At 66.1% G+C, this 24,364-nt stretch carries 22 protein-coding genes; 4 read left to right on the top strand and 18 right to left on the bottom strand.

Annotated elements, in window-relative coordinates; translation table 11 throughout:
• Positions 1-49 precede the first annotated feature (49 nt).
• The 18 genes from urtD to cbiE form a co-directional block, all read right to left on the bottom strand.
• Positions 50-910: an urea ABC transporter ATP-binding protein UrtD gene (urtD, locus tag PVZ80_RS08650; RefSeq protein ID WP_028683714.1), complete on the bottom strand. Its 861-nt coding sequence runs from the start codon at positions 908-910 to the stop codon at positions 50-52.
• Positions 907-1,986, bottom strand: coding sequence for an urea ABC transporter permease subunit UrtC (gene urtC / locus PVZ80_RS08645; RefSeq protein ID WP_273863689.1), 1,080 nt, complete (start codon positions 1,984-1,986; stop codon positions 907-909). Before urtC ends, urtD begins: the two co-directional genes overlap by 4 nt.
• Positions 1,986-3,488, bottom strand: a complete 1,503-nt coding sequence (gene urtB, locus PVZ80_RS08640; protein ID WP_273863688.1) for an urea ABC transporter permease subunit UrtB — start codon at positions 3,486-3,488, stop codon at positions 1,986-1,988. Before urtB ends, urtC begins: the two co-directional genes overlap by 1 nt.
• Positions 3,489-3,664: 176 nt before the next feature.
• Positions 3,665-4,930, bottom strand: a complete 1,266-nt coding sequence (urtA, locus tag PVZ80_RS08635; protein WP_009046748.1) for an urea ABC transporter substrate-binding protein — start codon at positions 4,928-4,930, stop codon at positions 3,665-3,667.
• Between the two features lie 409 nt (positions 4,931-5,339).
• Positions 5,340-6,350, bottom strand: coding sequence for a FecCD family ABC transporter permease (locus PVZ80_RS08630; RefSeq protein WP_009046749.1), 1,011 nt, complete (start codon positions 6,348-6,350; stop codon positions 5,340-5,342).
• A complete protein-coding gene (locus PVZ80_RS08625; protein WP_273863687.1) occupies positions 6,347-7,318 on the bottom strand; it encodes an ABC transporter substrate-binding protein in 972 nt (323 codons plus the stop codon). The genes PVZ80_RS08630 and PVZ80_RS08625 overlap by 4 nt, the downstream gene beginning before the upstream one ends.
• A complete protein-coding gene (locus PVZ80_RS08620) occupies positions 7,315-8,103 on the bottom strand; it encodes an ABC transporter ATP-binding protein (RefSeq protein ID WP_016703757.1) in 789 nt (262 codons plus the stop codon). The genes PVZ80_RS08625 and PVZ80_RS08620 overlap by 4 nt, the downstream gene beginning before the upstream one ends.
• A 105-nt stretch (positions 8,104-8,208) precedes the next feature.
• Entirely contained in the window at positions 8,209-10,335 is a 2,127-nt protein-coding gene (locus PVZ80_RS08615; RefSeq protein ID WP_273863691.1) for a TonB-dependent receptor, read from the bottom strand.
• 172 nt (positions 10,336-10,507) lie between these two features.
• Positions 10,508-11,890 (bottom strand): PepSY-associated TM helix domain-containing protein, encoded by a 1,383-nt coding sequence (locus tag PVZ80_RS08610; protein WP_273863686.1) that lies wholly within the window; start codon positions 11,888-11,890, stop codon positions 10,508-10,510.
• A 144-nt stretch (positions 11,891-12,034) separates the two neighbouring features.
• Positions 12,035-14,170, bottom strand: a complete 2,136-nt coding sequence (locus tag PVZ80_RS08605; protein WP_009046754.1) for a TonB-dependent copper receptor — start codon at positions 14,168-14,170, stop codon at positions 12,035-12,037.
• Between the two features lie 91 nt (positions 14,171-14,261).
• Positions 14,262-14,642 carry a DUF2946 domain-containing protein gene (locus tag PVZ80_RS08600; protein ID WP_081001202.1) on the bottom strand — a complete coding sequence of 127 codons (381 nt, stop codon included), beginning with the start codon at positions 14,640-14,642 and terminating at the stop codon, positions 14,262-14,264.
• A gap of 54 nt (positions 14,643-14,696) precedes the next feature.
• On the bottom strand, positions 14,697-15,191 hold the full coding sequence (locus PVZ80_RS08595; protein WP_273863685.1) for a copper chaperone PCu(A)C: 495 nt from the start codon (positions 15,189-15,191) through the stop codon (positions 14,697-14,699).
• 48 nt (positions 15,192-15,239) lie between these two features.
• Entirely contained in the window at positions 15,240-15,638 is a 399-nt protein-coding gene (locus PVZ80_RS08590; RefSeq protein ID WP_007932873.1) for a DUF2946 domain-containing protein, read from the bottom strand.
• 113 nt (positions 15,639-15,751) lie between these two features.
• Positions 15,752-16,075: a helix-turn-helix domain-containing transcriptional regulator gene (locus PVZ80_RS08585; protein ID WP_009046758.1), complete on the bottom strand. Its 324-nt coding sequence runs from the start codon at positions 16,073-16,075 to the stop codon at positions 15,752-15,754.
• Positions 16,076-16,080: 5 nt separating this feature from the next.
• The gene (locus tag PVZ80_RS08580) at positions 16,081-16,416 is read right to left on the bottom strand and encodes a type II toxin-antitoxin system RelE/ParE family toxin (RefSeq protein ID WP_009046759.1); all 336 of its coding nucleotides are present in this window, start codon (positions 16,414-16,416) and stop codon (positions 16,081-16,083) included.
• 216 nt (positions 16,417-16,632) lie between these two features.
• Positions 16,633-17,346, bottom strand: a complete 714-nt coding sequence (locus PVZ80_RS08575; RefSeq protein WP_016703763.1) for a cobalt-precorrin-6A reductase — start codon at positions 17,344-17,346, stop codon at positions 16,633-16,635.
• Entirely contained in the window at positions 17,343-18,440 is a 1,098-nt protein-coding gene (locus PVZ80_RS08570; protein WP_273863684.1) for a cobalt-precorrin-5B (C(1))-methyltransferase, read from the bottom strand. Before PVZ80_RS08570 ends, PVZ80_RS08575 begins: the two co-directional genes overlap by 4 nt.
• Before the next feature lie 108 nt (positions 18,441-18,548).
• The gene (gene cbiE, locus PVZ80_RS08565) at positions 18,549-19,754 is read right to left on the bottom strand and encodes a precorrin-6y C5,15-methyltransferase (decarboxylating) subunit CbiE (RefSeq protein WP_273863683.1); all 1,206 of its coding nucleotides are present in this window, start codon (positions 19,752-19,754) and stop codon (positions 18,549-18,551) included.
• A gap of 138 nt (positions 19,755-19,892) precedes the next feature.
• Between cbiE and cobG the strand changes: the two genes are divergently transcribed.
• From cobG to cobJ, 4 genes are read left to right on the top strand one after another with little or no spacing between them, the layout of a single operon-like run.
• On the top strand, positions 19,893-21,200 hold the full coding sequence (gene cobG / locus PVZ80_RS08560) for a precorrin-3B synthase (RefSeq protein WP_289946506.1): 1,308 nt from the start codon (positions 19,893-19,895) through the stop codon (positions 21,198-21,200).
• A complete protein-coding gene (locus PVZ80_RS08555) occupies positions 21,193-21,819 on the top strand; it encodes a precorrin-8X methylmutase (protein ID WP_028683701.1) in 627 nt (208 codons plus the stop codon). Before cobG ends, PVZ80_RS08555 begins: the two co-directional genes overlap by 8 nt.
• Positions 21,819-22,550, top strand: coding sequence for a precorrin-2 C(20)-methyltransferase (locus PVZ80_RS08550; protein WP_028683700.1), 732 nt, complete (start codon positions 21,819-21,821; stop codon positions 22,548-22,550). Before PVZ80_RS08555 ends, PVZ80_RS08550 begins: the two co-directional genes overlap by 1 nt.
• Complete coding sequence (gene cobJ, locus PVZ80_RS08545) at positions 22,550-24,247, top strand: precorrin-3B C(17)-methyltransferase (protein ID WP_101281742.1); 1,698 nt, start codon at positions 22,550-22,552, stop codon at positions 24,245-24,247. Before PVZ80_RS08550 ends, cobJ begins: the two co-directional genes overlap by 1 nt.
• The last annotated feature ends 117 nt before the right edge of the window (positions 24,248-24,364 follow it).

Raw genomic sequence — 24,364 nt, 5'->3', positions numbered from 1 at the left:
GCTTTGCTGTTCACTTGCCGCTTGAAGCTTGCGGCTTGAAGCTGGCCGATCATCTGCCCAAATAAACTTCAACGACACGTTCATCGGCCTGCACCTGTTCCAGCGACCCTTCGGCCAGCACGCTGCCCTGGTGCAGCACGGTGACGTGGTCGGCGATCGAGCCGACGAAGCCCATGTCGTGCTCCACCACCATCAGCGAGTGCTTGCCCGCCAGGCGCTTGAACAGCTCGGCGGTGAACTCGGTCTCGGCATCGGTCATGCCCGCCACCGGCTCGTCGAGCAGCAGCAGTTGCGGGTCCTGCATCAGCAGCATGCCGATCTCCAGGAACTGCTTCTGGCCGTGGGACAGCAGGCCGGCCTGGCGCTCCACCGAGGCGGTCAGGCGAATGGTTTCCAGCACTTCGTCGATGCGGTCCTTCTGCTCGCCGGAGAGTTTCGCCCGCAGGCTGGCCCACACCGACTTGTCGGTCTTCTGCGCCAGCTCCAGGTTTTCGAACACGCTCAGGGCCTCGAACACCGTGGGCTTCTGGAACTTGCGGCCGATCCCGGCCTGGGCGATCTGCACCTCGCTCATCTGCGTCAGGTCCAGGGTTTCGCCGAACCAGGCCTTGCCGTGGGTGGGTCGGGTCTTGCCGGTGATCACGTCCATCAGGGTGGTCTTGCCCGCGCCGTTGGGGCCGATGATGCAGCGCAGTTCGCCGACGCCGATGTACAGGTTGAGGTCGTTGAGCGCCTTGAAACCGTCGAAGCTGACGCTGATGTCTTCCAGGGTCAGGATGGTGCCGTGGCGGGTGTTCAGGCCCTTGCCGGCGGCCTGGCCGAGGCCGATGGCGTCGCGGCTGCTACCCGCGTCCTTATTGGGTTCGAGGATGGGCTCAAGCATGAAGTCAGCCGTCGCAGTGACTCTCATTGTTCACCTCGTTTTTTCAGCAGGCCGATTACACCTTTAGGCAGGTACAGGGTCACGACGATAAACAGCGCGCCGAGGAAGAACAGCCAGTATTCCGGGAAGGCCACGGTGAACCAGCTCTTCATGCCGTTGACCACGCCGGCGCCGAGCAGCGGGCCGATCAGCGTGCCGCGACCGCCCAGGGCGACCCACACGGCGGCCTCGATGGAGTTGGTCGGCGACATTTCGCTGGGGTTGATGATGCCCACCTGCGGCACGTACAAGGCGCCGGCCAGGCCGCAGAGCACCGCGCTCAACACCCAGACGAACAGCTTGAAGCCGCGCGGGTCGTAACCGCAGAACATCAGTCGGTTCTCGGCATCGCGCAGCGCGGTCAGCACCCGGCCGAACTTGCTCCGGGCCAGGCGCCAGCCGATGTACAGGCTGGCCACCAGCAACAGCACGGTGGCCAGGAACAGCACCGCGCGGGTGCCCGGCTCGGTGATGCCGAAGCCGAGGATGGTGCGGAAGTTGGTGAAGCCGTTGTTGCCGCCAAAGCCGGTCTCGTTGCGAAAGAACAGGAGCATGCCGGCGAAGGTCAGGGCCTGGGTCATGATCGAGAAATACACGCCCTTGATCCGCGAGCGGAAGGCGAAGAAACCGAACACCAGCGCCAGCAAGCCCGGCGCCAGCACCACCAGGCACATCGCCCAGAGGAAGCTGCTGGTGCCGCTCCAGTACCAGGGCAATTCGCTCCACGAAAGGAAGGTCATGAACGCCGGCAGGCTGTCCCCCGCGGCCTGGCGCATCAGGTACATGCCCATGGCGTAGCCGCCGAGGGCGAAGAACAGGCCATGGCCCAGGGACAGCAGCCCGGCATACCCCCAGACCAGGTCCAGGGCCAGGGCGACTATGGCGTAGCAGAGGATCTTGCCCACCAGGGTCAGGGTGTAGGCCGAGACATGCAGCGGGTTGTCCGGCGCCAGCAGCGAGAGCAGCGGCAGGGCCAGCAGCACCGCCAGGATCAGCGCGCCGACGGCGACCGAGACCTTGGGCCCGGCTTTCTGGCTGGCGGTAATGAGCAATGGTTGATTCATCAGTCGATCACCCGTCCTTTCAATGCGAAGAGGCCTTGCGGACGTTTCTGGATAAACAGAATGATCAGCGCGAGGATCAGGATCTTGCCGAGCACGGCACCGATCTGCGGTTCGAGAATCTTGTTGGCTACCCCTAAGCCGAACGCGGCGAACACGCTACCGGCCAGTTGGCCGACGCCGCCGAGCACCACCACCAGGAACGAGTCGATGATGTAGCTCTGGCCCAGGTCCGGGCCGACGTTGCCGATCTGGCTCAGGGCCACGCCACCGAGGCCGGCGATGCCGGAGCCGAGGCCGAAGGCGAGCATGTCCACCCGGCCGGTGGGCACGCCGCAGCAGGCGGCCATGTTGCGGTTCTGGGTGACCGCGCGCACGTTCAGGCCCAGGCGGGTCTTGTTCAGCAGCAGCCAAGTGAGGACGACGACAAACAGCGCGAAGGCGATGATCACGATGCGGTTGTAGGGCAGCACCAGGTTGGGCAGCACCTGGATCCCGCCGGACAGCCAGGCCGGATTCGACACCTCGACGTTCTGCGCGCCGAACACCAGGCGTACCAGCTGGATCAGCATCAGGCTGATGCCCCAGGTGGCGAGCAGGGTTTCCAGCGGCCGGCCGTAGAGGTGGCGGATCACCGTGCGTTCCAGGGCCATGCCGATGCCGGCGGTGACGAAGAACGCCACCGGCAGGGCGATCAGCGGGTAGAACTCGATGGCCTGCGGGGCGTAGCGCTGGAACAGCAACTGCACCATGTAGGTGGAGTAGGCGCCGAGCATCAGCATCTCGCCGTGGGCCATGTTGATCACCCCGAGCAGGCCGAAGGTGATCGCCAGGCCCAGGGCCGCCAGCAACAGGATCGAACCCAGGGACATGCCGCTGAAGGCTTGGCCGAGCACTTCGCCCACCAACAGCTTGCGCTTGACCTGGGCCAGGCTGGTTTCGGCAGCAGTGCGCACCCCGGCATCGGCTTCCACCCCGGGTTCGAGCAGGCCTTCGAGGCGGGTGCGGGCCAGCGGGTCGCCGGTTTCACCCAGCAGGCGTACCGCGGCCAGGCGCACGGCCGGGTCGCTGTCCACCAGTTGCAGGTTGGCCAGGGCCAGGCTCAGGGCGTCGTGCACGGCCTGGTCCTGTTCGGCGGCCAGACTGGCATTGAGGAATTTCAACTGCGCCGGCTTGGCGCTTTTCTGCAACTGCTGCGCGGCGGCCAGACGGATGTTGGCATCGCTGGCGAGCAGTTGATGGCTGGCCATGGCGGTGTCGATCAGGCCGCGCAGGCGATTGTTCAGGCGCAAGGTCTTGGCTTGCCCATCGACGGTCAGCTGGCCTTGCTGCAAGGCGCCGAGCAGTTCGAGGCGCGCCGGGTCGGGTTGCGCGGCCCAGCTTTCCAGGAGCCTGGCCTGTTGCGTGGCGTTGGCCGCGACGAAGTCTTCGGCGTCGCCGGCCCTGGCAGCCAAGGGCAGCAACAGCAGGCAGGCGAGAATGAAACGGTAGAGGGCAGTGGGCATATCGATGTCCTTGAAAGGTCCGGATGACCTCGCGGTACACCCGGACACCTGTAGGAGCGAGCTTGCTCGCGATGAGGCCCGCAGGACCTCCAGCGGTGATTGCTCTTGCGACCGCTTCGCGGTCGATCGCGAGCAAGCTCGCTCCTACAGGGAAGGCGTCAGACCTGAGGTCAGGATCAGTTGCTCTTCACTGCGTAATCCGGCTTCTTGTCGTTGCCCGGGATGAACGGGCTCCACGGCTGGGCGCGGATCGGGCCTTCGGTCTGCCAGACCACATTGAACTGACCGTCCGGCTGGATCTCGCCGATCATCACCGGCTTGTGCAGGTGGTGGTTGGTCTTGTCCATGGTCAGGGTGTAGCCCGACGGCGCGGCGAAGGTCTGGCCGGCCAGGGCTTCGCGGACTTTGTCGACGTCGGTGGACTTGGCTTTCTCCACCGCCTGGGCCCACATGTGGATGCCGACGTAGGTGGCTTCCATCGGGTCGTTGGTCACGGCTTTATCCGCGCCCGGCAGCTTCTTGGCCTTGGCGTAGGCTTTCCAGTCGGCGACGAACTTCTGGTTCACCGGGTTCTCCACGGACTCGAAGTAGTTCCAGGCCGCGAGGTTGCCCACCAGCGGCTTGGTGTCGATGCCGCGCAGTTCTTCCTCGCCCACGGAGAAGGCCACCACCGGTACGTCGGTGGCTTTCAGGCCCTGGTTGGCCAGCTCCTTGTAGAACGGCACGTTGGAGTCGCCGTTGACGGTGGAGATGACCGCGGTCTTGCCGCCGGCGGAGAACTTCTTGATGTTGGCGACAATGGTCTGGTAGTCGCTGTGGCCGAACGGGGTGTAGACCTCTTCGATGTCCTTGTCGGCCACGCCTTTGGAATGCAGGAACGAGCGCAGGATCTTGTTGGTGGTGCGCGGGTAGACATAGTCGGTGCCGAGCAGGAAGAAGCGCTTGGCGCTGCCGCCGTCTTCGCTCATCAGGTATTCCACCGCCGGGATCGCCTGCTGGTTAGGCGCCGCGCCGGTGTAGAACACGTTCGGCGACATCTCTTCGCCCTCGTATTGCACCGGGTAGAACAGCAGGCCGTTGAGTTCCTCGAACACCGGCAGCACCGACTTGCGCGACACCGAGGTCCAGCAGCCGAACACCACGGCGACCTTGTCCTGGGTCAGCAGCTGCCGGCCTTTCTCGGCGAACAGCGGCCAGTTCGACGCCGGGTCGACCACCACCGCCTCGAGCTTTTTACCGTTGACGCCGCCCTTGGCGTTGATCTCGTCAATGGTCATCAGCGCCATGTCCTTGAGCGAGGTTTCGGAGATCGCCATGGTCCCCGACAGCGAATGCAGGATGCCGACCTTGATGGTCTCGGCGGCCTGGACGGTCCAGGTCATGCCCATCGCGGCAATGCTTGCCGTGAGTGTGAAAGCCTTGATCAAGCTGCGACGCTTCATTGTGCGATCTCCATGAACTTATGAGTTTTCTTGGTTGGCAGATGCGGACTACTGAAGGGCTGTTTTGCAAGGGGTGTGCCTAGTCGGCACAGGGCATGAAAACGTCGCTTTTACGGATAGGGGGAGAGGGATGGCGCACCAATGCGGGGCCATCAGGCGTCTTTGGTGCGGGCGAATGCGCTTCGTTGGTGCTGCTGGTGGCCGCCTTTGTAGCCGCTGCCGCAGGCTGCGATAAGGCCGAAGGCCTTCAGCGATCTCGAAACCTTGCGCGCCCTTCGGTCGCGATCGCAGCCTGCGGCAGCGGCTACAGGGCAGCGTCCGCCAAACCGTGCGCATTGTTCTTCTGCAGGAGCGAGCGGGCGGCGATCCGACTTGCCCGCGATGGCGGCGCATCAGGCACGCCGCTTTTTCAGCGGCGGCGCATCAGGCCGATGAAAAACAACCCGCCAATGGCCGCCGTGGCCACGCCTATGGGCAGGTCTTCGGGGGCGATCAGGGTGCGGGCGGCGACGTCGACCCAGACCAGGAACACACTGCCCAGCAGCACGCACACCGGCAACAGCCGACGATGCTCGGCGCCCACAAGACGCCGGGCGATATGCGGCACCATCAGCCCGACGAAGCCGATGGAACCGCTGATGGACACCAGCACCCCGGTCATCAGCGAAGCGATCAGGAACACCCGCAGCCGCACGTTGCGGGCATTCAAACCGAGGGTCACCGCGGTCTGCTCGCCGGCCATCAGCGCGTTCAACGGCCGCGCCATGCCCAGCAGCAGGACCAGCCCGAGCAGCACGCTGGCCGCCGGCACCGCCAGCAGTTCCCAGCGCGCCAGGCCCAGCCCGCCGAGCATCCAGAACATCACCGCCGAGCTGGCGCGGTGGTCGCCCATGAACAGCAGCAGGTTGGCCACCGCCATCATCACGAAGGACACCGCCACCCCGCACAGCAGCAGGCGGTCGCTGTCGAGCCGGCCATGGCGCGCGGCGATGCCAAGCACCAGCAACATGCTCGCCAGGGCACCGATAAAGGCGGCGATGGGCAGGGTCAGCAGGCCGACGATTTCACCCACATGCAGCACCACGATCACCGCGCCCAGGGTGGCGCCGGAGGTCACGCCGAGCAGGTGCGGGTCGGCCAGCGGATTGCGCGTCACCGCTTGCAGCACTGCGCCGATCAAGGCCAGCCCGGCGCCGACCAGGGCGCCGAGCAGCATGCGCGGCACGCGGATCAGCCAGACGATATGTTCCTGCCCGGCGCTCCAGTCCACCTCGCCCAGGCCGAGTGTCTTGTGCAGCAGGATCCGCCAGACCACGTCCACCGGCACCCGCGCCGAGCCGAAACCCAGGGACAATACGCAGGACGCCAGCAGCAGCGCACCGAGGGCAAGCAGCAGCAAGGCATAACGACGATCGATCATGCGCCGTGGAAACCCTTGGCCAGGGTTTGCACCGCTTCGACGTTATCGATGCCCGGCGTGGCCTGCACGTAGGGGATCACGATGAAGCGCTGGTTGCGGATCGCGTCCACCGATTGCAGCGCCTTGTTGTTGAGCAGGAACTGCTGCTTCTGTTCGGCGCTGATTTCGCTGTAGTCGACGATCACGATCACCTGCGGGTTGCGCTCGACCACGGTTTCCCAATTGACCCGGGTCCAGCTGGCCTCCACATCGTCGAGGATGTTGCGTCCGCCGGCGGCGTCGATCAGCGCCTGGGGCATGCCCAGGCGGCCGGAGGTCATGGCGCGGTCTTCGCCGCTGTCGTAGAGGAACACCCGAGGTTTTTCCGTGGGCAGGTCCTGCTGGATCGCGGCGACCTGTTGCTGCATGTCGGCGATCAATTGGTTGGCGCGGTCCTGTACATCGAAGATCCGCCCCAGGTTGCGCAGGTCGTTGTAGGTGTCGTCGAGGCTGGCCGGCGGGCGCTTCATCACGAAGGCACAGGACTCGGTCAGCTCCAGCACATTGATGCCCAGCGGCGTCAGGGTCTGCGGGGTCAGGTCGCCGCCGACGCGCATGCCGTAGTCCCAGCCGGCGAAGAAGAAATCGACATTGGCGTCGAGCAGGGTTTCCACCGACGGGTACTTGGCCGCCAGCTCCGGCAGGCCGTCGAGGATGGTCCGCATCTCGGGCGTCACCGCCTTCCAGCCGCTGATGCCGCTGTAGCCGACCATGCGCGACTTGAGGCCGAGGGCGAGCATCATCTGGGTCATGTTGATGTCGTGGCTCAGGGCGTGTTTCGGCGTTTCCTTGAAGGTCACCTCGCGGTTGCAGCTGTGGACGGTCAGCGGGTAACGGGTGGCTTCGGCGCAGGCCTGGCCGGCGAACAGCGACAGGGCCAGGCACAGGCTGGAGCGAAACAGGCTGTTGAGTGAGACGCGCAGGGTCATGGTTGGGTTATCCAGGTGATTCGTGGGTAGCCGGACAGCGGGTGTTGGTCGACCAGGGCCTGGACGCCGAACACCTGCTGCAGCAGTTCGCGGGTCAGCACTTCGGCCGGTGTGCCGCTGGCGACGATGCGCCCGTGATCGATCACGTACAGGCGATCGCAGAAGGCCGCGGCGAGGTTCAGGTCATGGATGCTGGCGAGGGTGCCGATGCCCAGGCGCTTGACCCGTTGCAGCAGCTCCAGCTGGTAACGTGGGTCGAGGTGGTTGGTCGGCTCGTCGAGGATCAGCAGTTGCGGTTGCTGGGCCAGGGCGCGGGCCAGGATGACGCGCTGCTTTTCCCCGCCGGACAAGGTAGCGAAGGCATGCGCCTCGAAACCCAGCAGGCCCACCGACTCCAGCGCCTGGCGGGCGATGGCGCGGTCTGCGGCGCTGTCGCCGTCGAACAGGCCCTTGTGCGGCGTGCGGCCCATGGCGACCACTTCTGCGACGGTCAGGCCGAAGGCCTCGGGAAACTCCTGCAACACCACGGCGATGCGTTGCGCGCACCAGCGCGGTGTCTGTTTCCAGACGTTGTAGTGATCGAGCCGGACTTCGCCCTGGTCCGGCCGGCTGAAGCGATAGCTGCAACGCAGCAGGCTGGTCTTGCCGCTGCCGTTGGGGCCGATCAGCCCGACGAATTCCCCCGGCGCCACGCGCAGGCTGGCCTCACGCAGCTGGAACTGGTGATGACAGTGGCCCTGGCCCAGGGGCGTCCAGGCCAGGTTGGTGAGGTTCAGCGAGGTCATGCGGTTGCTCTTGAATACGGGGTGATGCGACAGGCGTCGTCGCGGGCAAGTCGGATCGCCGCCCGCTCTGTAGGAGCGAGGCTTGCCCGCGATGGGGCCATCGGCTCAAAACTGATAATCGGCGGTCACGAAAAACGACCGCGGTTCGCCGAGGATCCATTGCTGGCCCTCATTGTATTGGCTTTGCGCGTACTGCCGGTCGAACAGATTGTTCAGCTGCAAACCGAAGGTGGTGTTGCGCAGGGCTTTCCACGACAGCACCGCATCGACCACGGTGTAGCTGGGCAGCTCGTTGCGGTTGGCCAGGTCGGCGTAACGGGCATCGACATAACGCACCCCGGCGCCGGCCCGCAGGTTATCGGTCACGGCCTTGTTCAGCCACAGGTTGGCGGTGCGCCGCGGCACGTCCACCGGGCGATTGCCACTGCGCGAGACGAACCGGTTGCCGACCTGCTCTTCGAAGTCGTCGTACTGGGCCTTGACGATGGCGGCGTTGGCTTGCAGCTGCCAGGCGTGCGGCAGTTGCAGGTCGAGGCTGGCTTCCAGGCCGCGTGACGACTGCTGGCCGACCTGTTGCTTGAGTGTCGGGTTGCCCGGGTCGTCGGTCAGCAGCTTCTTCTTGACGATGTGATAGGCCGCCAGGGTCCACTCGCCGCGCTGGTCCCAGAACATCTGCTTGAGGCCGATCTCGCTCTGCCGGGCGCGGGCCAGGTCGTATTGCTGCTGGCTCGGGCTCAGGGAAATCAGGCCGCCGACACCGTCGGTACTGGTGGCGTACTGGCCGTAGAACGAAGTGTCCGGCGTCAGGGCGAACACCAGGCCGGCCTTCCAGTTGTTGCCGGTCAGGGTCTTGTCGCTCTGGCTGCCGTCCACCAGGTTGTCGCGATCCACCTGCACATAGTCGCGGCGCACGCCGGTCACCAGCGACCAGCGCTCGCTCAGTTGGGTACGGTTTTCGGCGAAGGCCGACATCTGCTTGGTGGTGCTCTGGAACTGCGGGCGATAGGCCGAGGCGCTGTCGAAACGGCCCTTGTCCGGGTGTTGCAGATCCAGCGGCTGGCCATCCGGCAGCGCATCGTTGAACGGCGAGTTGCTGTTGAGCTGGAAGCGGATGCGGTTGTAATCGACCCCGGCCAGGGTCTGGCTGTCGAGGCCGAACAGGCTGTGCTTGAAGGTGAAGGTCTGGCGATCGCCGACCTGCTCCTGCTGGTGCTTGATGGCGAAGTTGCCGCTGCGCAGAAGCTGCTGGCCGGCGGTGTCCCAGTTGTAGTTTTCGGCGTTCTGCCAGCGCCGTTGGGCCTTGAGGTAATACAGCTCGTTGCTGGCGCTGACGCTGTCGGAGAGCTGCCACTCGCTGGTCAGGCGCGTCCACTGATCGTTGTAGTGCTGCTTGTCGTTGCCGATGTTGTAGTTCTTGTCCCGCAGGCCCTCATGGAAGCGGCCATTGACCAGCGGGGTGCCGAAATAATTCATCGGCTGCTGGTCGCCGTAGTCGTGGGCGAGGGTGAAGGCCAGGTCGTCCGTGGCCTGCCAGCGCAGCGCCGCGCTGATGAAGTCGCTGGCGCTGTCGCCGCGATCGATCCAGCCGTTGCTGCGCAGGCGGTTGAGGTTCAGGCGATAGCTCAGGGTGTCGCTCAGCGAGCCGCCGCTGTCGAGGGCCTGCTGCTGGCTGTCGTAGGAGCCGTAGCCGAGGCGCAGGTGGTTTTCGATTTCGCCGGCGAAGGGTTTCTTCGGAATCACGTTGACCACCGCGCCGGTGGCGCCTTCGCCATACAGCACCGAGGCCGGGCCGCGCAGCACATCCACCCGTTCCACCGACCAGGTGTCCACCGGGAAGGTCACGGTGCCCATGCCGCTGTACAGGCGATTGCCGTCATACAACTGCATCACCGAACCCTGGCCGGTAAAACCACGGGCCGACAACGAAGTGCCGCCGTCGCCGGGTGTGCCGGTACGGCTGATCCCGGTGCCGCGCGACACCGCGTCCTGCACGCTGCGGTCGCCACGCTGGCGAATGCGCTCGCCACTCAGGCTCTCGGTGCTGGCCGGGGTTTCCAGGGCGCTCAGGCCCAGGCGCGAGCCGGCGGTGGTCGGCGTTTGCAGGCTGATGTCCTGCGCGTCGAGGGCGGGCGCGCTGATGGTGCCGGTGGGCAGCGTCAGGGGCGCGTCGTCGGCCTGGGCGGAATGATTCAGGGCCAGCAGGCAGAGGCTGGACACGAGGTACCTATTTATTGAGGGGCAGTTCATTGGGGCGGTTGAATCGCTTCTTCGGGAGGAATACCCGCGGCCTTGGTGGCCGCGAGCAGGGATCATACATGCAAGTGTTATAAAGTAACATTATGCATGCCGGAAATTGAAGCGACAGCAGTCTACAGATCCCTCTAAACCGCGCATCTCGCCTGATTCATGATGAAGATGAGGCCGATTCAGCCGAGCGGTTCCAGCGCGACAACAGCAAGCGATCCAGCAGCCACACGGCCACCAGCGAGGCCCCGACCAGGGGAAAGGCCACGGCCAGCGCCAACATGATCGCCATCGCGGTTTTCCATTTCGGCAGGTCGTGGCGCAGCGGCGGTACGCCAAGGCGTCCCTGGGGGCGGCGCTTCCACCAGATCACCAGGCCACTGACGGAGCTCAGCAGGATCATCAGGCAGATCAGCAGCACCACGATCTGGTTGAACGGGCCGAACATCTTGCCTTCGTGCAGCATCACCCCGACTTCGGTGGCGCGGGCCACATTGCTGTACTGCTGCCAGCGCACATCGGCCAGGACCTTGCCGGTGTATTGGTCGACATGCAGGGTGGCGTCGTTGCGCGGGTCGTCGGCGAACACGGCAATGGTGAATACGCCGCTGGCGGTGGTCGGCAAGGTGATGCTGTAACCGGCTTCGACCTGGCGCTGGGTGGCGATGTCCTGCACCTGCTGCAGGCTGATCACGGGCGCCGCCGGGCCTTCGTGCGCGTCGCCGTGGGCCATGTGTTCGGCATGGTCGCCGGACATCGGCAGCGGCGTGTTCTCCATGGCCCAGGGCACGGTCTGGCGGCTGGCGGTGTTGAGTTCGCCAGCCTGCTGGTCGGACTTGGGCACGTCATTCCACATCGCCGCCGGAAAGCGGTTCCACAGCTCGGCGTATTGCTTGCCCCAGAAGCCGGTCCAGGTCATGCCGCTGAGCAGCATCAGCAGCAGGAACGCCGCGCCCCAGAAGCCGACCACCGCATGCAGGTCGCGCCACAGCACGCGGCCGCGGCTGCCCAGGCGTGGCCACAACACCCCGGCCGACGACTTGCCGCGCGGCCACCACAGGTACAGCCCGGACACCACCAGGACGATGCCCCAGCCTGCCGCCAGCTCTACCAGGCCGTCGCCGAGGGTGCCGATCATCAGCTCGCCATGAATGGCCCGGGCGATGGCTTGCAGATTGTTCTTGGCATCCTGCTCGCCAAGGATGTTGCCGTGGTAAGGGTCGACGAACACATTGAGTTCGCCACCTTCCTGCTGCACCACGAACTGCGCACTGCGCCCAGCTTCGAGCGGCGGCAGGTACTGTTTGACGTGGCCCTGGGGATACGCGGCCTGGACCCGCTGGAGCTGCGCATCGGCGCTGAGGATGTGGTGCCCCGCCGGCACCTGCAGCAGGTGGCTATACATCAGTTGGTCGAGCTGGGGTTTGAACAGGTAGATGATCCCGGTCAGGGACAGCATCACCATGAAAGGGGCTACGAACAGCCCGGCATAGAAATGCCAGCGCCAGGCCAGGTTGTAGAAAGACACTTTGGGTTGGCTCATCAGGGAATGCTCCGCATGGGCAATTGTCTCTGTAGCCGCTGTCGAAGGCTGCGATCGGCCCCAACGGCCGCAGCGTATTCAAGATCGCTGAAGGCCTTCGGCCTTATCGCAGCCTGTCGGCAGCGGCTCCATTTCTTGTTGTGTTTAGAAGCTCAGGTCCACCTTGGTCCAGAGCGTGCGCCCCGGTTCGTTGATGGCTTGCGGGTCATTGGCCGGGTAGCCGAACCCGGCGTTGCCGGCCAGGTTCAGGTGCTCGGCGTAAGCCTTGCCGAACAGGTTGTCGACGCCGGTGCTGACCTTCAGGTTCTTGTTGATCCGATAGGCGCCGTTGAGCGAGAACACGCCGAAGCCGCCGCTCTTGCCGAAGTCCTTGCCGACCACGTTGCCCTTGTTTTCGTCGATGCGGTTCTGCGCCGCCACCACCCGCCACAGGGCGCCGGCACTCCAGTTGTCCTCGCTGTAGGTCAGGCCGAAACGCGCGTCCAGCGGCGGCATCTGCGGCAATGGCGTGCCGTCACTGCTGTTCTTGCCCCAGGCATAGGCCAGGGTGGCGTCGGCCTTCCAGTTGTCGGTCAGCTTGTAGGCCGCGCCGAGTTCGCCGCCCATGATGCGGGCGTCGATGTTCTCGGCTTGCGAGGTCATGCCCATCATTCCCGGGCGGTAGTTGAACAGGATGTAGTCGCGCACCTGGCCGATGTAGCCGGAGGCCCAGGCTTCCAGTTCGGCGGTCTTGTATTGCAGGCCGAAGTCGAGCTGGGTGGTCTTTTCCGGCTTGATCGAATCGAAGGCGTTGAGCGATCCGGCCGGGCCCATTTTCGGCGAGAACAGCTCCCAGTAATCCGGGAAGCGTTGCGCGTGGCCGAGGCCGGCGTAGACCGTGGTCGGGCTGTCGGCCAGGTCATGCTCGTAGCGGATGAAACCGCTGGGCAGGGTGTCGGCGCGGGTATCGCCAGCGGTCGGGTTGGGCCGGCTCATCATTCCGGAACCGATGCGCTGGCGGTAATCCTTGGCCGAGGCGCGGTCCACCCGGGCGCCGCTGATCAGCCGGTCGCGGTCGGCGGCGTACCAGGTCAGCTCGCCGAACGCGCCGTAGTTGTGGAAGTCGGCGTCCTTGGTGCGGGGCTGGTCCTTGTAGGTGTCGATGCCCATGGCGCTGCGCTGGCGGTGTTCGTTGGTCTGCGCATCGATACCGCTGATCAACTGCACGTCGGCCCAGCGCCAGGTGGCCTTGATCCGCGCGCCGAGGGTGCGGCGGTCGACGTTGCTGGCCATCGGGCCGGCCATCATCCCGGTGCCGGACGGCGTGCGCAGGGTGTAGTTGTCCATCACATGGTCGGCATAGTTGTAGTAGACCTGCGCCTCGACCTTATCCAGTACCTCGCCGATGTTGGAGCGCTCGAAACGCAGCCCCAGGCTTTCGCGCTTGAACTGCGAACCGTCCATGCCGCGCCCGGCGTAACGCGCTTCGCCGTCGCCCTTGCCGGCGGTGAGTTCCAGCAGGGTGTCGGCGTCCGGGGTCCAGCCGACGGCGACGTCACCGTTCCACTTCTCGTAGCGCGACGGCACGGTGTCGTTGTTGCCGTCCTTGTAGTCGTCGGAATGGGCCTGGTTGCCAATCACCCGCACGTAGCCCAGCGGCCCGCCGGCGGCGGCATCCACCACCTTGTCGAAGCGACCGTTGGAGCCGGCCAGGACGCTGGCGTTGACCCGGGTGCCCAGCTCGCCGAAGTTTTCCGGTTCGCGGTCGAAGAGGATGGTCCCGGCCGAAGCGCCCGGGCCCCAGAGCACGGTTTGCGGGCCCTTGATCACCGTCAGCTTGTCGTAGGTTTCCGGCGAGATATAGGAGGTCGGCGCGTCCATGCGGCCGGGGCAGGCGCCGAGCATCATGCTGCCGTTGGTGAGGATGTTCAGGCGCGAGCCGAACATGCCGCGCAGCACCGGGTCGCCGTTGGTACCGCCGTTGCGCACCAGGGCGAAGCCGGGGATGGTTTTCAGGTAGTCGCCGCCATCGCTGGCCGGGACCGGTTGGCGCGGATCCTTGGGGTTGGTGACCACGGTCAGCGGCGAGCTGGGGGCGATGGCGGTGATCACCGTCGGGCTCAGTTCTTCGCCGTGCTGGCTGTGATCCACCGGCTGTTCGGCCGCCAGGGCCAGTGGTGTGAGCAGGGCGCCGCACAGGACGGCGATGGCATGGCTGAAACGTACGCGAGGTTCGTTCAGGGCAAAGGTAGCGCAGGCCTGGGCAGAGCACAGGCGAGTGTCAGCAGAAAACCTGGACATAAAGGTTCCATCAATCATTTCGTAAACAACACGGCCAGCAGCCTGCGGCTGTCTTTTCTACAGTCGGCCGGGTGAAGTGCGGTTGAGGGGTTTACGCAATGACTGGCGGGGCGCGGGTCCGGGCACCGGGGAACACCGTCTGCCGGGCATGGCCCAGGCGCGGCGAGGGGGTGAGGAAGTGGCTGGACGGCGAACTGTCGAGCGCCGTGAACGACAGGCTGCCAGGCAGCGCGGGGCAGTTGAACAGCAGGCTGCAATAACCGCACTTTTCCCAGAGCGCATGGTGTTCGCCCTGGACCTTGCCGTGCTCTGCGCCGTGTGGGGTTTCACCGTGGCAGCCGGGCTCGCCCATGTCCATCGACATGGACAGGTTCATCGGCATCGACTGGGAAATCAGCGGACCGATAAAGATCATCAGCATGGCGAACAGGCTGATCCAGCTGCCGCGCCTTACTTTCAGGGGCGTGCGCACGGATCGCCGGGTGCCAGGCGAGCGCGGGGAGTTCACGGTAATGACGACCGGTACTTACTGGGCGTGCATGTGTTCCTGGGTGCCCGCGGGCGCCTGCTTCTGCACCGCCACCTCGACCGTGACGTCGCCGGACTTCTCGAAGTGCAGGGTCAGCGGGAAGCGCTTGCCGTCGCCGAGCAGGCTGCGGTCTTTGAGCTCCAGCAGCATCACGTGATAGGCCATGGGCGCGAAGGTGACGGTTTCGCCCGGGGCAATCGCCACGTTGGGCACCTGCAGCATCTTCATCAGGTCGCCCTGCTGCACGTGTTCATGCAGCTCGGCCTTGCCCGCGATCGGCGAGTCGACGCCAAGCAGGCGGTCGGCATTCTTGCCGGTGTTGTGTATGACGAAATAGGCCGCCACCGTCGGAGCATTGGGCGGCAGCTCCTGCGACCAGGGGTGGGCAATCTGCAACTCGCCAGCCTTGTATTCATGGGCGGCGGCAAAACCAGCAGGCAACAGCAGGGCGGCCAGCAGCAGAGCTTGCAAGGCCTGTACGGATTTCAACATGACAGTTCTCCAGAACGATTCGACACGCAGATCAATTGCGAGGTGGAATCAGACCAGAGGTGAGGCGCGGGGATTGAGGCTCGGCCATTGCTGGCGCGGCGTGGGCATGACCAGCGCGGGTGGCGCGACGCTGCGGTTGGACTCGAAACGGGCGAAATACAACTGCGGCGCATGGCCTGGCAGGGCAACCAGGGGCGCCGAGCCGGAACAGCACCAGCAGTGCTGCATGGTGGAGTGATCGTCGTTCTGCGGGGCTTGCTGCTCCAGCTTGCCCAGGGAGATCGCCACCAGCTTGGTGCCGCTGGAGGAACAGAAACTGCCCCACAACAGCTGTTCGGCAGGTGCTCGATCGGTCTGCTGCATGGCTCCCGAAAGCGGCATGGCAAGCATGTTGAACAGCACTGCGAAGCAGGCGATCCAGGCAAATGCGAGCCGTTGTCGGGACATGTTGACGATCCGTCAGGTTGAGCGAACAGGGGGGTATTTAGCCTGATCGCTGTGGATAAGTAAAAAGGCGCCGTGCGGTGTGGTGTCGCAGCGCCACCTGGACTTGTCGTTCCTCAGTGAGCCGGTACCGCGCGGACCTCGATGGCAACGCCGAGCTTGGCGCGGATGGCGGCAAAGATCGCGGCCAGGTTGTCCATGCTCGGGTTGCCGCTGGCGGACAGCATGCGATGCAGGCTCTTGCTCGGCTTGGCGGTCTCCCGGGCCAGCGCTTCGAAGCCGACGGTGGCGTTGATCAGGTCGCGCAGAATGATCCGCGACATCTCCGGTTCGCCGTTGAGAAACAGCGTAGCAGCCTCGTCCAGCAGCGCCTGGGAAAACGCCGGGTCGCGCTCGGCGCGTTCGGCAATGCTGTGCTTGAAGCTTCGAGTCAGTGCCATGGGTGTCACCTCGTTTTCAGTTCGGCCTTCTTGCGGTGATGGAATTCGGCGATCAGTTTTTTTGCCTGCCTGATGTCTGCCTGCTGGCTGGACTTGTCGCCACCGCCAAACAGGATCACCAGGTGCCGGCCTTCCTGGATCAGGTAGATCCTGTAGCCCGGACCCCAATCGATGCGGTATTCGCCAAGCCCGTCGAACCACTTGATGTTGGACGTGTTGCCCATTTCCAGGCGTAGCAGCGCGGTGGAAACCTTGACGGCTGCCTGGGTATCCAGCGTTTCGAACCAGCGACCGAAGGGGCTGCGCTGGTTCTCTTGCTGGTATTCCTCGACTGTGATCATCGCCGGCCTTAAAGGTAACAAATAAGTTACTATATGGATAGGCCTTTGATCGTGACGCAAAGCCTGTTCGTGGCCAACGCCGCAAGTGTTTCTACTGTCTTCAATACGCGAAGGCCCCGTGGCGCGGCGGCCGGGGCTGCGCCTTGCCGTTCAGCGGGGAACGTCGGATGGCTTGGTAACTCGATGTATCGGCCGCGCTTTTGCGCGGCCAGAAGGTCAGCGCAGGGCCTGGAGCAACTCGCCCAGGTCATGGAATTCCCGATCGACCGCTAGCAACGGCGGCCGCTGCAGGATCAGCACCGGCAGCCCACGCTCGCGCGCCACTTCCAGCTTGGGTTCGGTGGCGCTGCTGCCGCTGTTCTTGCTGATCAGCACGTCGATACGGCGGCGTTCGAACAGTTCGCGTTCGCCGTCGATCAGGAAGGGGCCGCGTGCGCCTATCACTTCGCACCGCTCATTGCCGGGGTACGGGTCGAGGGCGCGCAGGGTCCAGAACTGCCCGGCGGGGATCTCATGCAGGTGCTGCAAGGGCTCGCGGCCCAGGGTGAACAGCGGGCGCTTGAAGGGTTGGAGTGCCTGGACCAGTTCGGCCCAGTCGCGGACTTCGCGCCAGTCGTCACCGGCCTGTGCTTGCCAGGCCGGCCGACGCAGGGCCCAGCAGGGGATGCCACACAGGTGCGCGGCCGTGGCGGCGTTCTGGCTGATCTGTGCGGCATAGGGGTGAGTGGCGTCCAGCAGCAGCTCGATGCCTTGCTCGCGGATGAACCGGGCCAGGCCCTCGGCGCCGCCGTAGCCGCCGACCCGCACCTGGCAGTCCAGGTCAGCGGGCACGCGCCCGATACCCGCCAGGCTATAGATGTGCTCCGGCCCCAGGGTCCGGGCAATGGCCAGGGCTTCGGTCACGCCACCCAGCAGCAGTATGGGTTTCATCGAAAAGCTCCAGCATGGCCGACGATGCCGCCCTGGCGGTCGATGGCGAAGACTTCGACCTGGACCTGTGCCGGCACCACGCTGCGCGCAAAGTTAAGGGCGTGCTGGCACACCGCGTCGCCCAGGGCGATACCAGCGGCGCTGGCCATGGCCAGCGCCTGCTGGCTGGTGTTGGCGCCACGGATGGCGTCTTGCAGCGCCTGGTCGCCGCCGACCGCCGCGGCCCATTCGGCCAGTTGCGGCAGGTCGATGCTGGAATGGCGGCTGTGCAGGTCCATGTGCCCGGCCGCGAGCTTGCTGATCTTGCCGAAACCGCCGCACAGGCTGAGCTTGTCCACCGGCACTTTGCGCAGGTGCTTGAGCACGGCGCCGACAAAGTCGCCCATTTCAATCAGGGCGATTTCCGGCAGGTCGTAGACGCGGCGCATGGTGTCTTCGCTGGCGTTGCCGGTACAGGCGGCGATGTGCAGGTAGCCGTTGGTCTTGGCGACGTCGATGCCCTGGTGGATCGAGGCGATATAGGCCGCGCAGGAAAACGGCCGCACGATGCCGCTGGTGCCGAGGATCGACAGGCCGCCGAGAATGCCCAGGCGCGGGTTCATGGTTTTCAGCGCCAGGGCTTCGCCATCCTCGACGTTGACCGTGACCTCGAAACCGCCCTGGTAGCCGCGTTCCCGGGCCAGCGTCGTCAGGTGCTCGCTGATCATCCGGCGTGGCACCGGATTGATCGCCGGCTCGCCCACACCCAGCACCAGGCCGGGGCGGGTCACGGTGCCCACGCCTTGGCCGGCGATGAAACGAATGCCGCTGTCCGGGCTCAGGCGCACCTGGGAATAGAGCAGGGCGCCGTGGGTCACGTCGGGGTCGTCGCCGGCATCCTTGATCGTGCCGGCTTCGGCGCCGTTGTCGGTAAGGCGGCAGAACTCCAGGCGCATCTGCACCTGCTTGCCCTTGGGCAGGACGATCTCCACGGCGTCGCTACTGGTGCCTTCGAGCAACAGGCGCGCCGCCGCCAGGCTGGTGGCGGTGGCGCAGCTGCCGGTGGTCAGGCCGCTGCGCAGCGGGGCGGGTTGTTCCGCCGTTTCTTCACGCATGCTGCGCGGCCTTGTGTAGGAGCGAGCTTGCTCGCGATCCAGGCAACTCTGTCCGTCTGGCAGACGCTATCGCGAGCAAGCTCGCTCCTACAGGGGAGGGCAGGGCGTTCATAGCGGTTTGACGAGGTCGAGCAAGGTAATGGGCAGCGCCTGGCGCCAGGTGTCGAAGTCCCCCAGGGGCAGGGCCTGGGCGACATGGATGCGGGTCAGCTCGCCGCCATGCCGTTCGCGCCAGGCCATCAGGGTCGTTTCGCTTTGCAGGGTCACGGCGTTGGCCACCAGCCGGCCACCGGGCTTGAGCCGGGCCCAGCAGGTGTCGAGCACGCCGGGGCGGGTCACGCCGCCGCCGATGAAGATCGCGTCCGGGGCTTCCAGGCCATCCAGCGCTTGCGGCGCGCTGCCGCGAATCAGTTGCAGACCGGGTACGCCGAGGGCGTCGCGGTTGTGTTCGATCAGTTGCTGACGGCCTGGGTCGGCTTCGATGGCCAGGGCCCGGCAACTGGGGTGCGCGCGCATCCATTCGATGCCGATCGAGCCGCTGCCGGCGCCGACATCCCACAGCAGTTCGCCCGGGACAGGGGCCAGGCGAGCCAGGGTGATGGCGCGCACATCGCGCTTGGTCAGCTGCCCGTCGTGCTGGAAGGCCGAGTCCGGCAAGCCGGCCAGGCGCGACAGCCGCGGCGTATCGGGTTCGGCCAGGCATTCGATGGCCACCAGATTGAGGTCGGCGATGGCCGGGTCGCTCCAGTCGTTGGCGCTGCCGTCGGTCCGCCGTTCGGCTTCGCCGCCCAGATGCTCGAGCACGCTGAGCCGGCTCGGGCCGAAGCCGCGTTCGCGCAACAGCGCGGCGATGGCCGAGGGGCTGAGGCCGTCATTGCTCAGGACCAGCAGGCGCACACCGCTGAACAGCTGGGCGCTGAGGGCCGCTACGGGGCGGGCGACCACCGAGAGCGTCACCACCTCTTGCAGCGGCCAGCCGAGGCGCGCGGCCGCCAGGGAATAAGAGGAGGGCGCGGGCAGGACGTGCATTTCCTCCTGGGCCACCTGGCGCGCCAGGCTGGCGCCGACGCCGAACAGCATCGGGTCGCCGCTGGCCAGCACGCACACCGGCTCGCCGCGCTTGGCCAGCACCGGCTCCAGTGAGAAAGGGCTCGGCCACAACTGCCGCTCGCCACGGATGCACACCGGCAGCAGGTCCAGTTGCCGCTGGCCGCCGACGATCCGCGAAGCGCCCAGCAGGGCGCGCCGGGCGTTCTTGCCCAGGCCCTTGAAGCCGTCTTCACCGATTCCCACTACTGTCAGCCAGGGCGACATCGCTATTCCTCGAGGGTAAAACCTGTTCTTCCGACAGGCAGGCTTTTCATGCCTTCGGACAAAGCAGGCATAATACCGCGCCTTCGCCCGCGAAGCGCCTTTCCCACACAGCCGGTCACCCCCTTGAACGAACGCCCGATGTCCACCGCCTTACGCCCCTCGGCCTGTCCGGGGTTGCTGCGTATCGTCCCGGCGCTGGACGGCGGTATCTGCCGGATCAAGCTGGCCGGCGGGGCGATCAGCGCGGCCCAGGCCCGCGCGGTGGCCGCTGCGGCCGAGCGGTATGCCGGCGGGGTGATCGAGGCGACCAACCGCGCCAACCTGCAGATCCGCGGCATTGGCGCCGAGCACCAGGCGCTGATCGCCGATCTGTTGGCCGCCGGCCTGGGGCCGACCACCGCGGCCGGCGATGATGTGCGCAACCTGATGCTCAGCCCCACGGCCGGGATCGACCGGACGATGCTCATCGACACCCGGCCCCTGGCCGCGCAGATTCTCGCCACCTTGCAGAGCCATCCGCGTTTTCATGAGTTGTCGCCCAAGTTTGCCGTGCAGCTCGACGGTGGCGAGGCCCTGGCCATGCTGGAGCATCCCCATGACCTGTGGCTCTCGGCGTTCGAAGGCGCGGGCGAGCCCTGGCTGGCCTTCGGCCTGGCCGGCTGCCCTGGGGACCTGCCCCTGGCCAGCGTGGCGCTGGAGGATGGGCTGGCCCTGGTGGTGGCGGTGCTGGAGCTGTTCCTCGACCTGGCCCGCCCCGAACAGACCCGTATGCGCCAGCTGTTGGCGGAACACTCGGCGGCTGAACTGCTGGCGCAGGTGTCCGCGCGCTTGCCGGGGCCGGTGATCCGGGTGGGCGATTGGCAGCGCGTAGCCCCTTCGGAGCCGCTGCATATCGGTACTTATCCACAGCGGCAACCGGGCCAGGTCTATGTCGGTGCGGTCACACCCCTGGGGCGGCTGGACCCGCCGATACTGCGCGGCGCGGCGCAGCTGGCCGAGCAATGGGGCGACGGCAGCCTGAGGTTCACCCCCTGGCAAAGCCTGCTGCTGCCGAACCTGCGGGCCGAGGACGCGCCTGAAGTCACGCGCCGCCTGCAACAGCTGGGTTTTCTCTGCTCGCCAGAGCAGCCCCTGGCCCACCTGATTGCCTGCACCGGTTCCAGCGGCTGCGGCAAGGCCCTGGCCGATACCAAGGGCGACGCGGTGAAGCTGGCCGCCTTGCTCCAGCGCCAGCGCCTGGACGTCCACCTGTCCGGCTGCTCGCGTTCCTGCGCCGCCGCCCATGTGGCACCGGCTACTTTGCTGGCCGTCGCCCCCGATCGTTACGACCTCTATTTTCGCGATGCCGCGCAGCCGGGTTTCGGCACGCTGCACGCCCGCAACCTTTCCCTTGAAGCGGCCGGCGCATTGCTCGATGCCCGCCCACGGAGCACCCTTGATGATTGATTACATCCGCGACGGTCAGGAGATCTATCGCAACTCCTTCGCGATCATTCGCGAGGAGGCCAGGCTCGATCGCATTCCCGCGGACCTGGAAAAACTCGCGGTGCGGGTGATCCATGCCTGCGGCATGGTCGATGCCATCGACGGTCTGCAATTCTCCGAAGGCGCGGGCCAGGCCGGGCGCGTCGCGCTGGCCGCCGGGGCGCCGATCCTCTGCGATGCGCGGATGGTGGCCGAAGGCATTACCCGTGCCCGTCTGCCGGCGAACAATCAGGTGATCTGCACCCTGCGCGACGAGCGCGTGCCGGAGCTGGCCCGCGAGCTGGGCAACACCCGCTCGGCGGTGGCCCTGGAACTGTGGCGGCCGTACCTGGAAGGCAGCGTGGTGGTGATCGGCAACGCCCCGACCGCGTTGTTCTACCTGCTGGAAATGCTCGACGCCGGCGCGCCGAAACCGGCGCTGATCCTTGGCTTCCCGGTAGGCTTCGTCGGTGCGGCCGAGTCCAAGGCGATGCTCGCCGCCGACAGCCGCGGCGTGCCTTTTGTGATCATGCAAGGTCGCCTGGGCGGCAGCGCCATGGCCGCCGCCGCCGTCAACGCCCTGGCCACGGAGATCGAATGATGCAGCAACCTGGACGTTTGATCGGCCTGGGCGTCGGCCCCGGTGATCCGGAACTGATTACGGTCAAGGCCCTGCGCCTGCTGCGCGAGTCGCCGGTGGTGGCGTACTTCGTCGCCAAGGGTAAAAAGGGCAATGCCTTCGGCATCATCGAAGCGCACCTGCAGGACGCACAGACCCTGTTGCCACTGGTCTACCCGGTGACCACCGAAGTGCTGCCGGCGCCGCTGTCCTACGAGCAAGTGATCAGCGACTTCTACGACACCGCCAGCGAGCAGCTGGCCGAACACCTGGACGCCGGCCGCGACGTGGCGGTGATCTGCGAAGGCGACCCGTTCTTCTACGGCTCCTACATGTACCTGCATGACCGCCTGGCCGAGCGTTATCAGGCCGAAGTGGTGCCGGGGGTGTGCTCGATGCTCGGTGGCGCCTCGGTGCTGGGCGCGCCGTTGGTGTATCGCAATCAGAGCCTGTCGGTGCTCTCCGGGGTGCTGCCCCATGACGAACTCAAACGTCGTTTGGCCGATGCCGACGCGGCGGTGGTGATGAAGCTGGGGCGCAACTTCCCCAAGGTGCGCCAGGTGCTCGAAGAGCTGGGCCTGGCCGAGCGCGCGCTGTATGTCGAACGGGCGACCATGGCCAACCAGAAGATTGTGCCGCTGGATGAAGTGCAGCCGATGTCTTCGCCGTATTTCTCTCTGATCATCGTGCCCGGTGAAAGGTGGCAAGGTTGATGGCCCGTTCCGCGCCGGCCATCGTCATCCTTGGCCAAGGCAGCCTGGCGACTGCGCACAAACTTCAACAGCTGTACCCGGATGCGCTGATCCACGGCCTGGCCGAACGGGTCGAAGGCGCCGACCGCCCGTACCAGGAGTTCGGCGCGACCCTGCGCCAGCTGTACCAGCAGGACACGCCGATCATTGCCCTGTGCGCCGCGGGCATCGTCATCCGGACCCTGGCGCCGCTGCTGCTGGAGAAGGGCGCGGAGCCGCCGGTGCTGGCCGTGGCCGAAGACGGCAGCGCCGTAGTGCCGTTGCTCGGTGGCCTGGGCGGGGTGAACGTCATGGCCCGGGAAATCGCCGCCGGCCTGGGCGTGGCGGCGGCCATCACCACCAGCGGCGAGCTGCGCTTCGGCACCTGCCTGCTCAACCCACCTAGCGGCTATGCCCTGGGCGATCCGGAGCTGGGCAAGCGTTTCGTCTCCGACCTGCTGGGCGGGGAAAGCGTGCGCATCGAAGGCGCCGCGCCCTGGCTGGCCGAGGCCCGGTTGCCGCAGGACCAGCAAGCCCGGCTGACCATCCGCGTCGGCTCGGCCGAGCGCGAGCCGGCCGCCAACGAACTGCTGATCTATCCGCGCAGTGTGCTGATCGCCTGCAACGGCAAGATCGCGGGCGCCGCTGCGCTGCGCGATGCCTTGCATCAGAAGCAGATCGCCGTGCAATCCGTCGCCTGCCTGCTGGCCGCCGACGGCGACATGGCCAGTCCGGCCCTGCGTGAAGCCGCCGCCGAGCTGGGCGTGCCCCTGCGTTTCGCCCCGGCCGCCAGCAGCGTCGCCGAGCTGGCGCAACAGGCCGTGCCGCAACTGCTGCCGCCGCTGAGCGTGGGGGAAGACATCGCCATTGCCGTGGCCAGCCAGCCGCTGGACCCGCAGCAGATCGGCCGCCCCCGTGGTCGCCTGGCGGTGATCGGCCTGGGCCCTGGCGCCGCCGAATTGATGGTGCCGGCGGTGAAAGCCGAACTGGCGCGGGCCAACGATATCCTCGGCTACGAAACCTATGTGCGCATGGCCGGCCCGTTCCGTGCCGACCAGGTCATGCACTGCACCGACAACCGTGAAGAAATGCAGCGTGCGCGCCACGCCTTCGAGCTCGCCGCCCAAGGCCGCTCGGTGGTGGTGGTGTCCTCCGGCGACCCGGGTGTCTTCGCCATGGCCGCGGCGGTGCTGGAAGCGCTGCATGAATCCAGTGAGCCGAGCTGGCATCAGGTCGAGCTGGAAATCCTTCCCGGGGTTTCCGCTTCCCTGGCCACCGCCGCACAGGCCGGCGCGCCGCTGGGCCACGACTTCTGCGTGCTGTCGCTGTCGGACAATCTCAAGCCCTGGGCAATCATCGAGAAGCGCCTGGACCTGGCGTCCCAGGCCGACCTGGCGCTGGCGTTCTACAACCCGATCTCGCGTTCGCGTCCTTGGCAGCTGGGGCGCGCGCTGGAGATCGTGCGTCAGCACCGCACCGCGGATACGCCGGTGGTGCTGGGGCGGGATATCGGCCGTCCGGGGCAGACTCTGAGGGTCACTACCCTGGGTGCCTTGACTCCGGAGCAGGTGGATATGCGCACCATGGTGTTGGTGGGGTCTTCCACCACCTGCGTATTCCCCAGGGCTGGAGGTGGGGAGTGGGTCTATACGCCGAGGTGGTACGGCCAGAAGCCATAGGCCTGCCTTGCTCCCGGGCGGCTGTATGGTTCCGCCGTTATGGCGAGGGCATGTTTTTGTAGGAGCGAGGCTTGCCCGCGATGGCGTCCGTGCTGGCGCTGCATTTTTTGGACGGTG

The sequence above is a fragment of the Pseudomonas sp. B3G-3 genome (assembly GCF_028640915.1).
In the GTDB taxonomy this organism is placed as follows: Bacteria; Pseudomonadota; Gammaproteobacteria; order Pseudomonadales; family Pseudomonadaceae; genus Aquipseudomonas; species Aquipseudomonas chlororaphis_I.
This window is presented reverse-complemented; position numbering and strand designations above follow the sequence as displayed.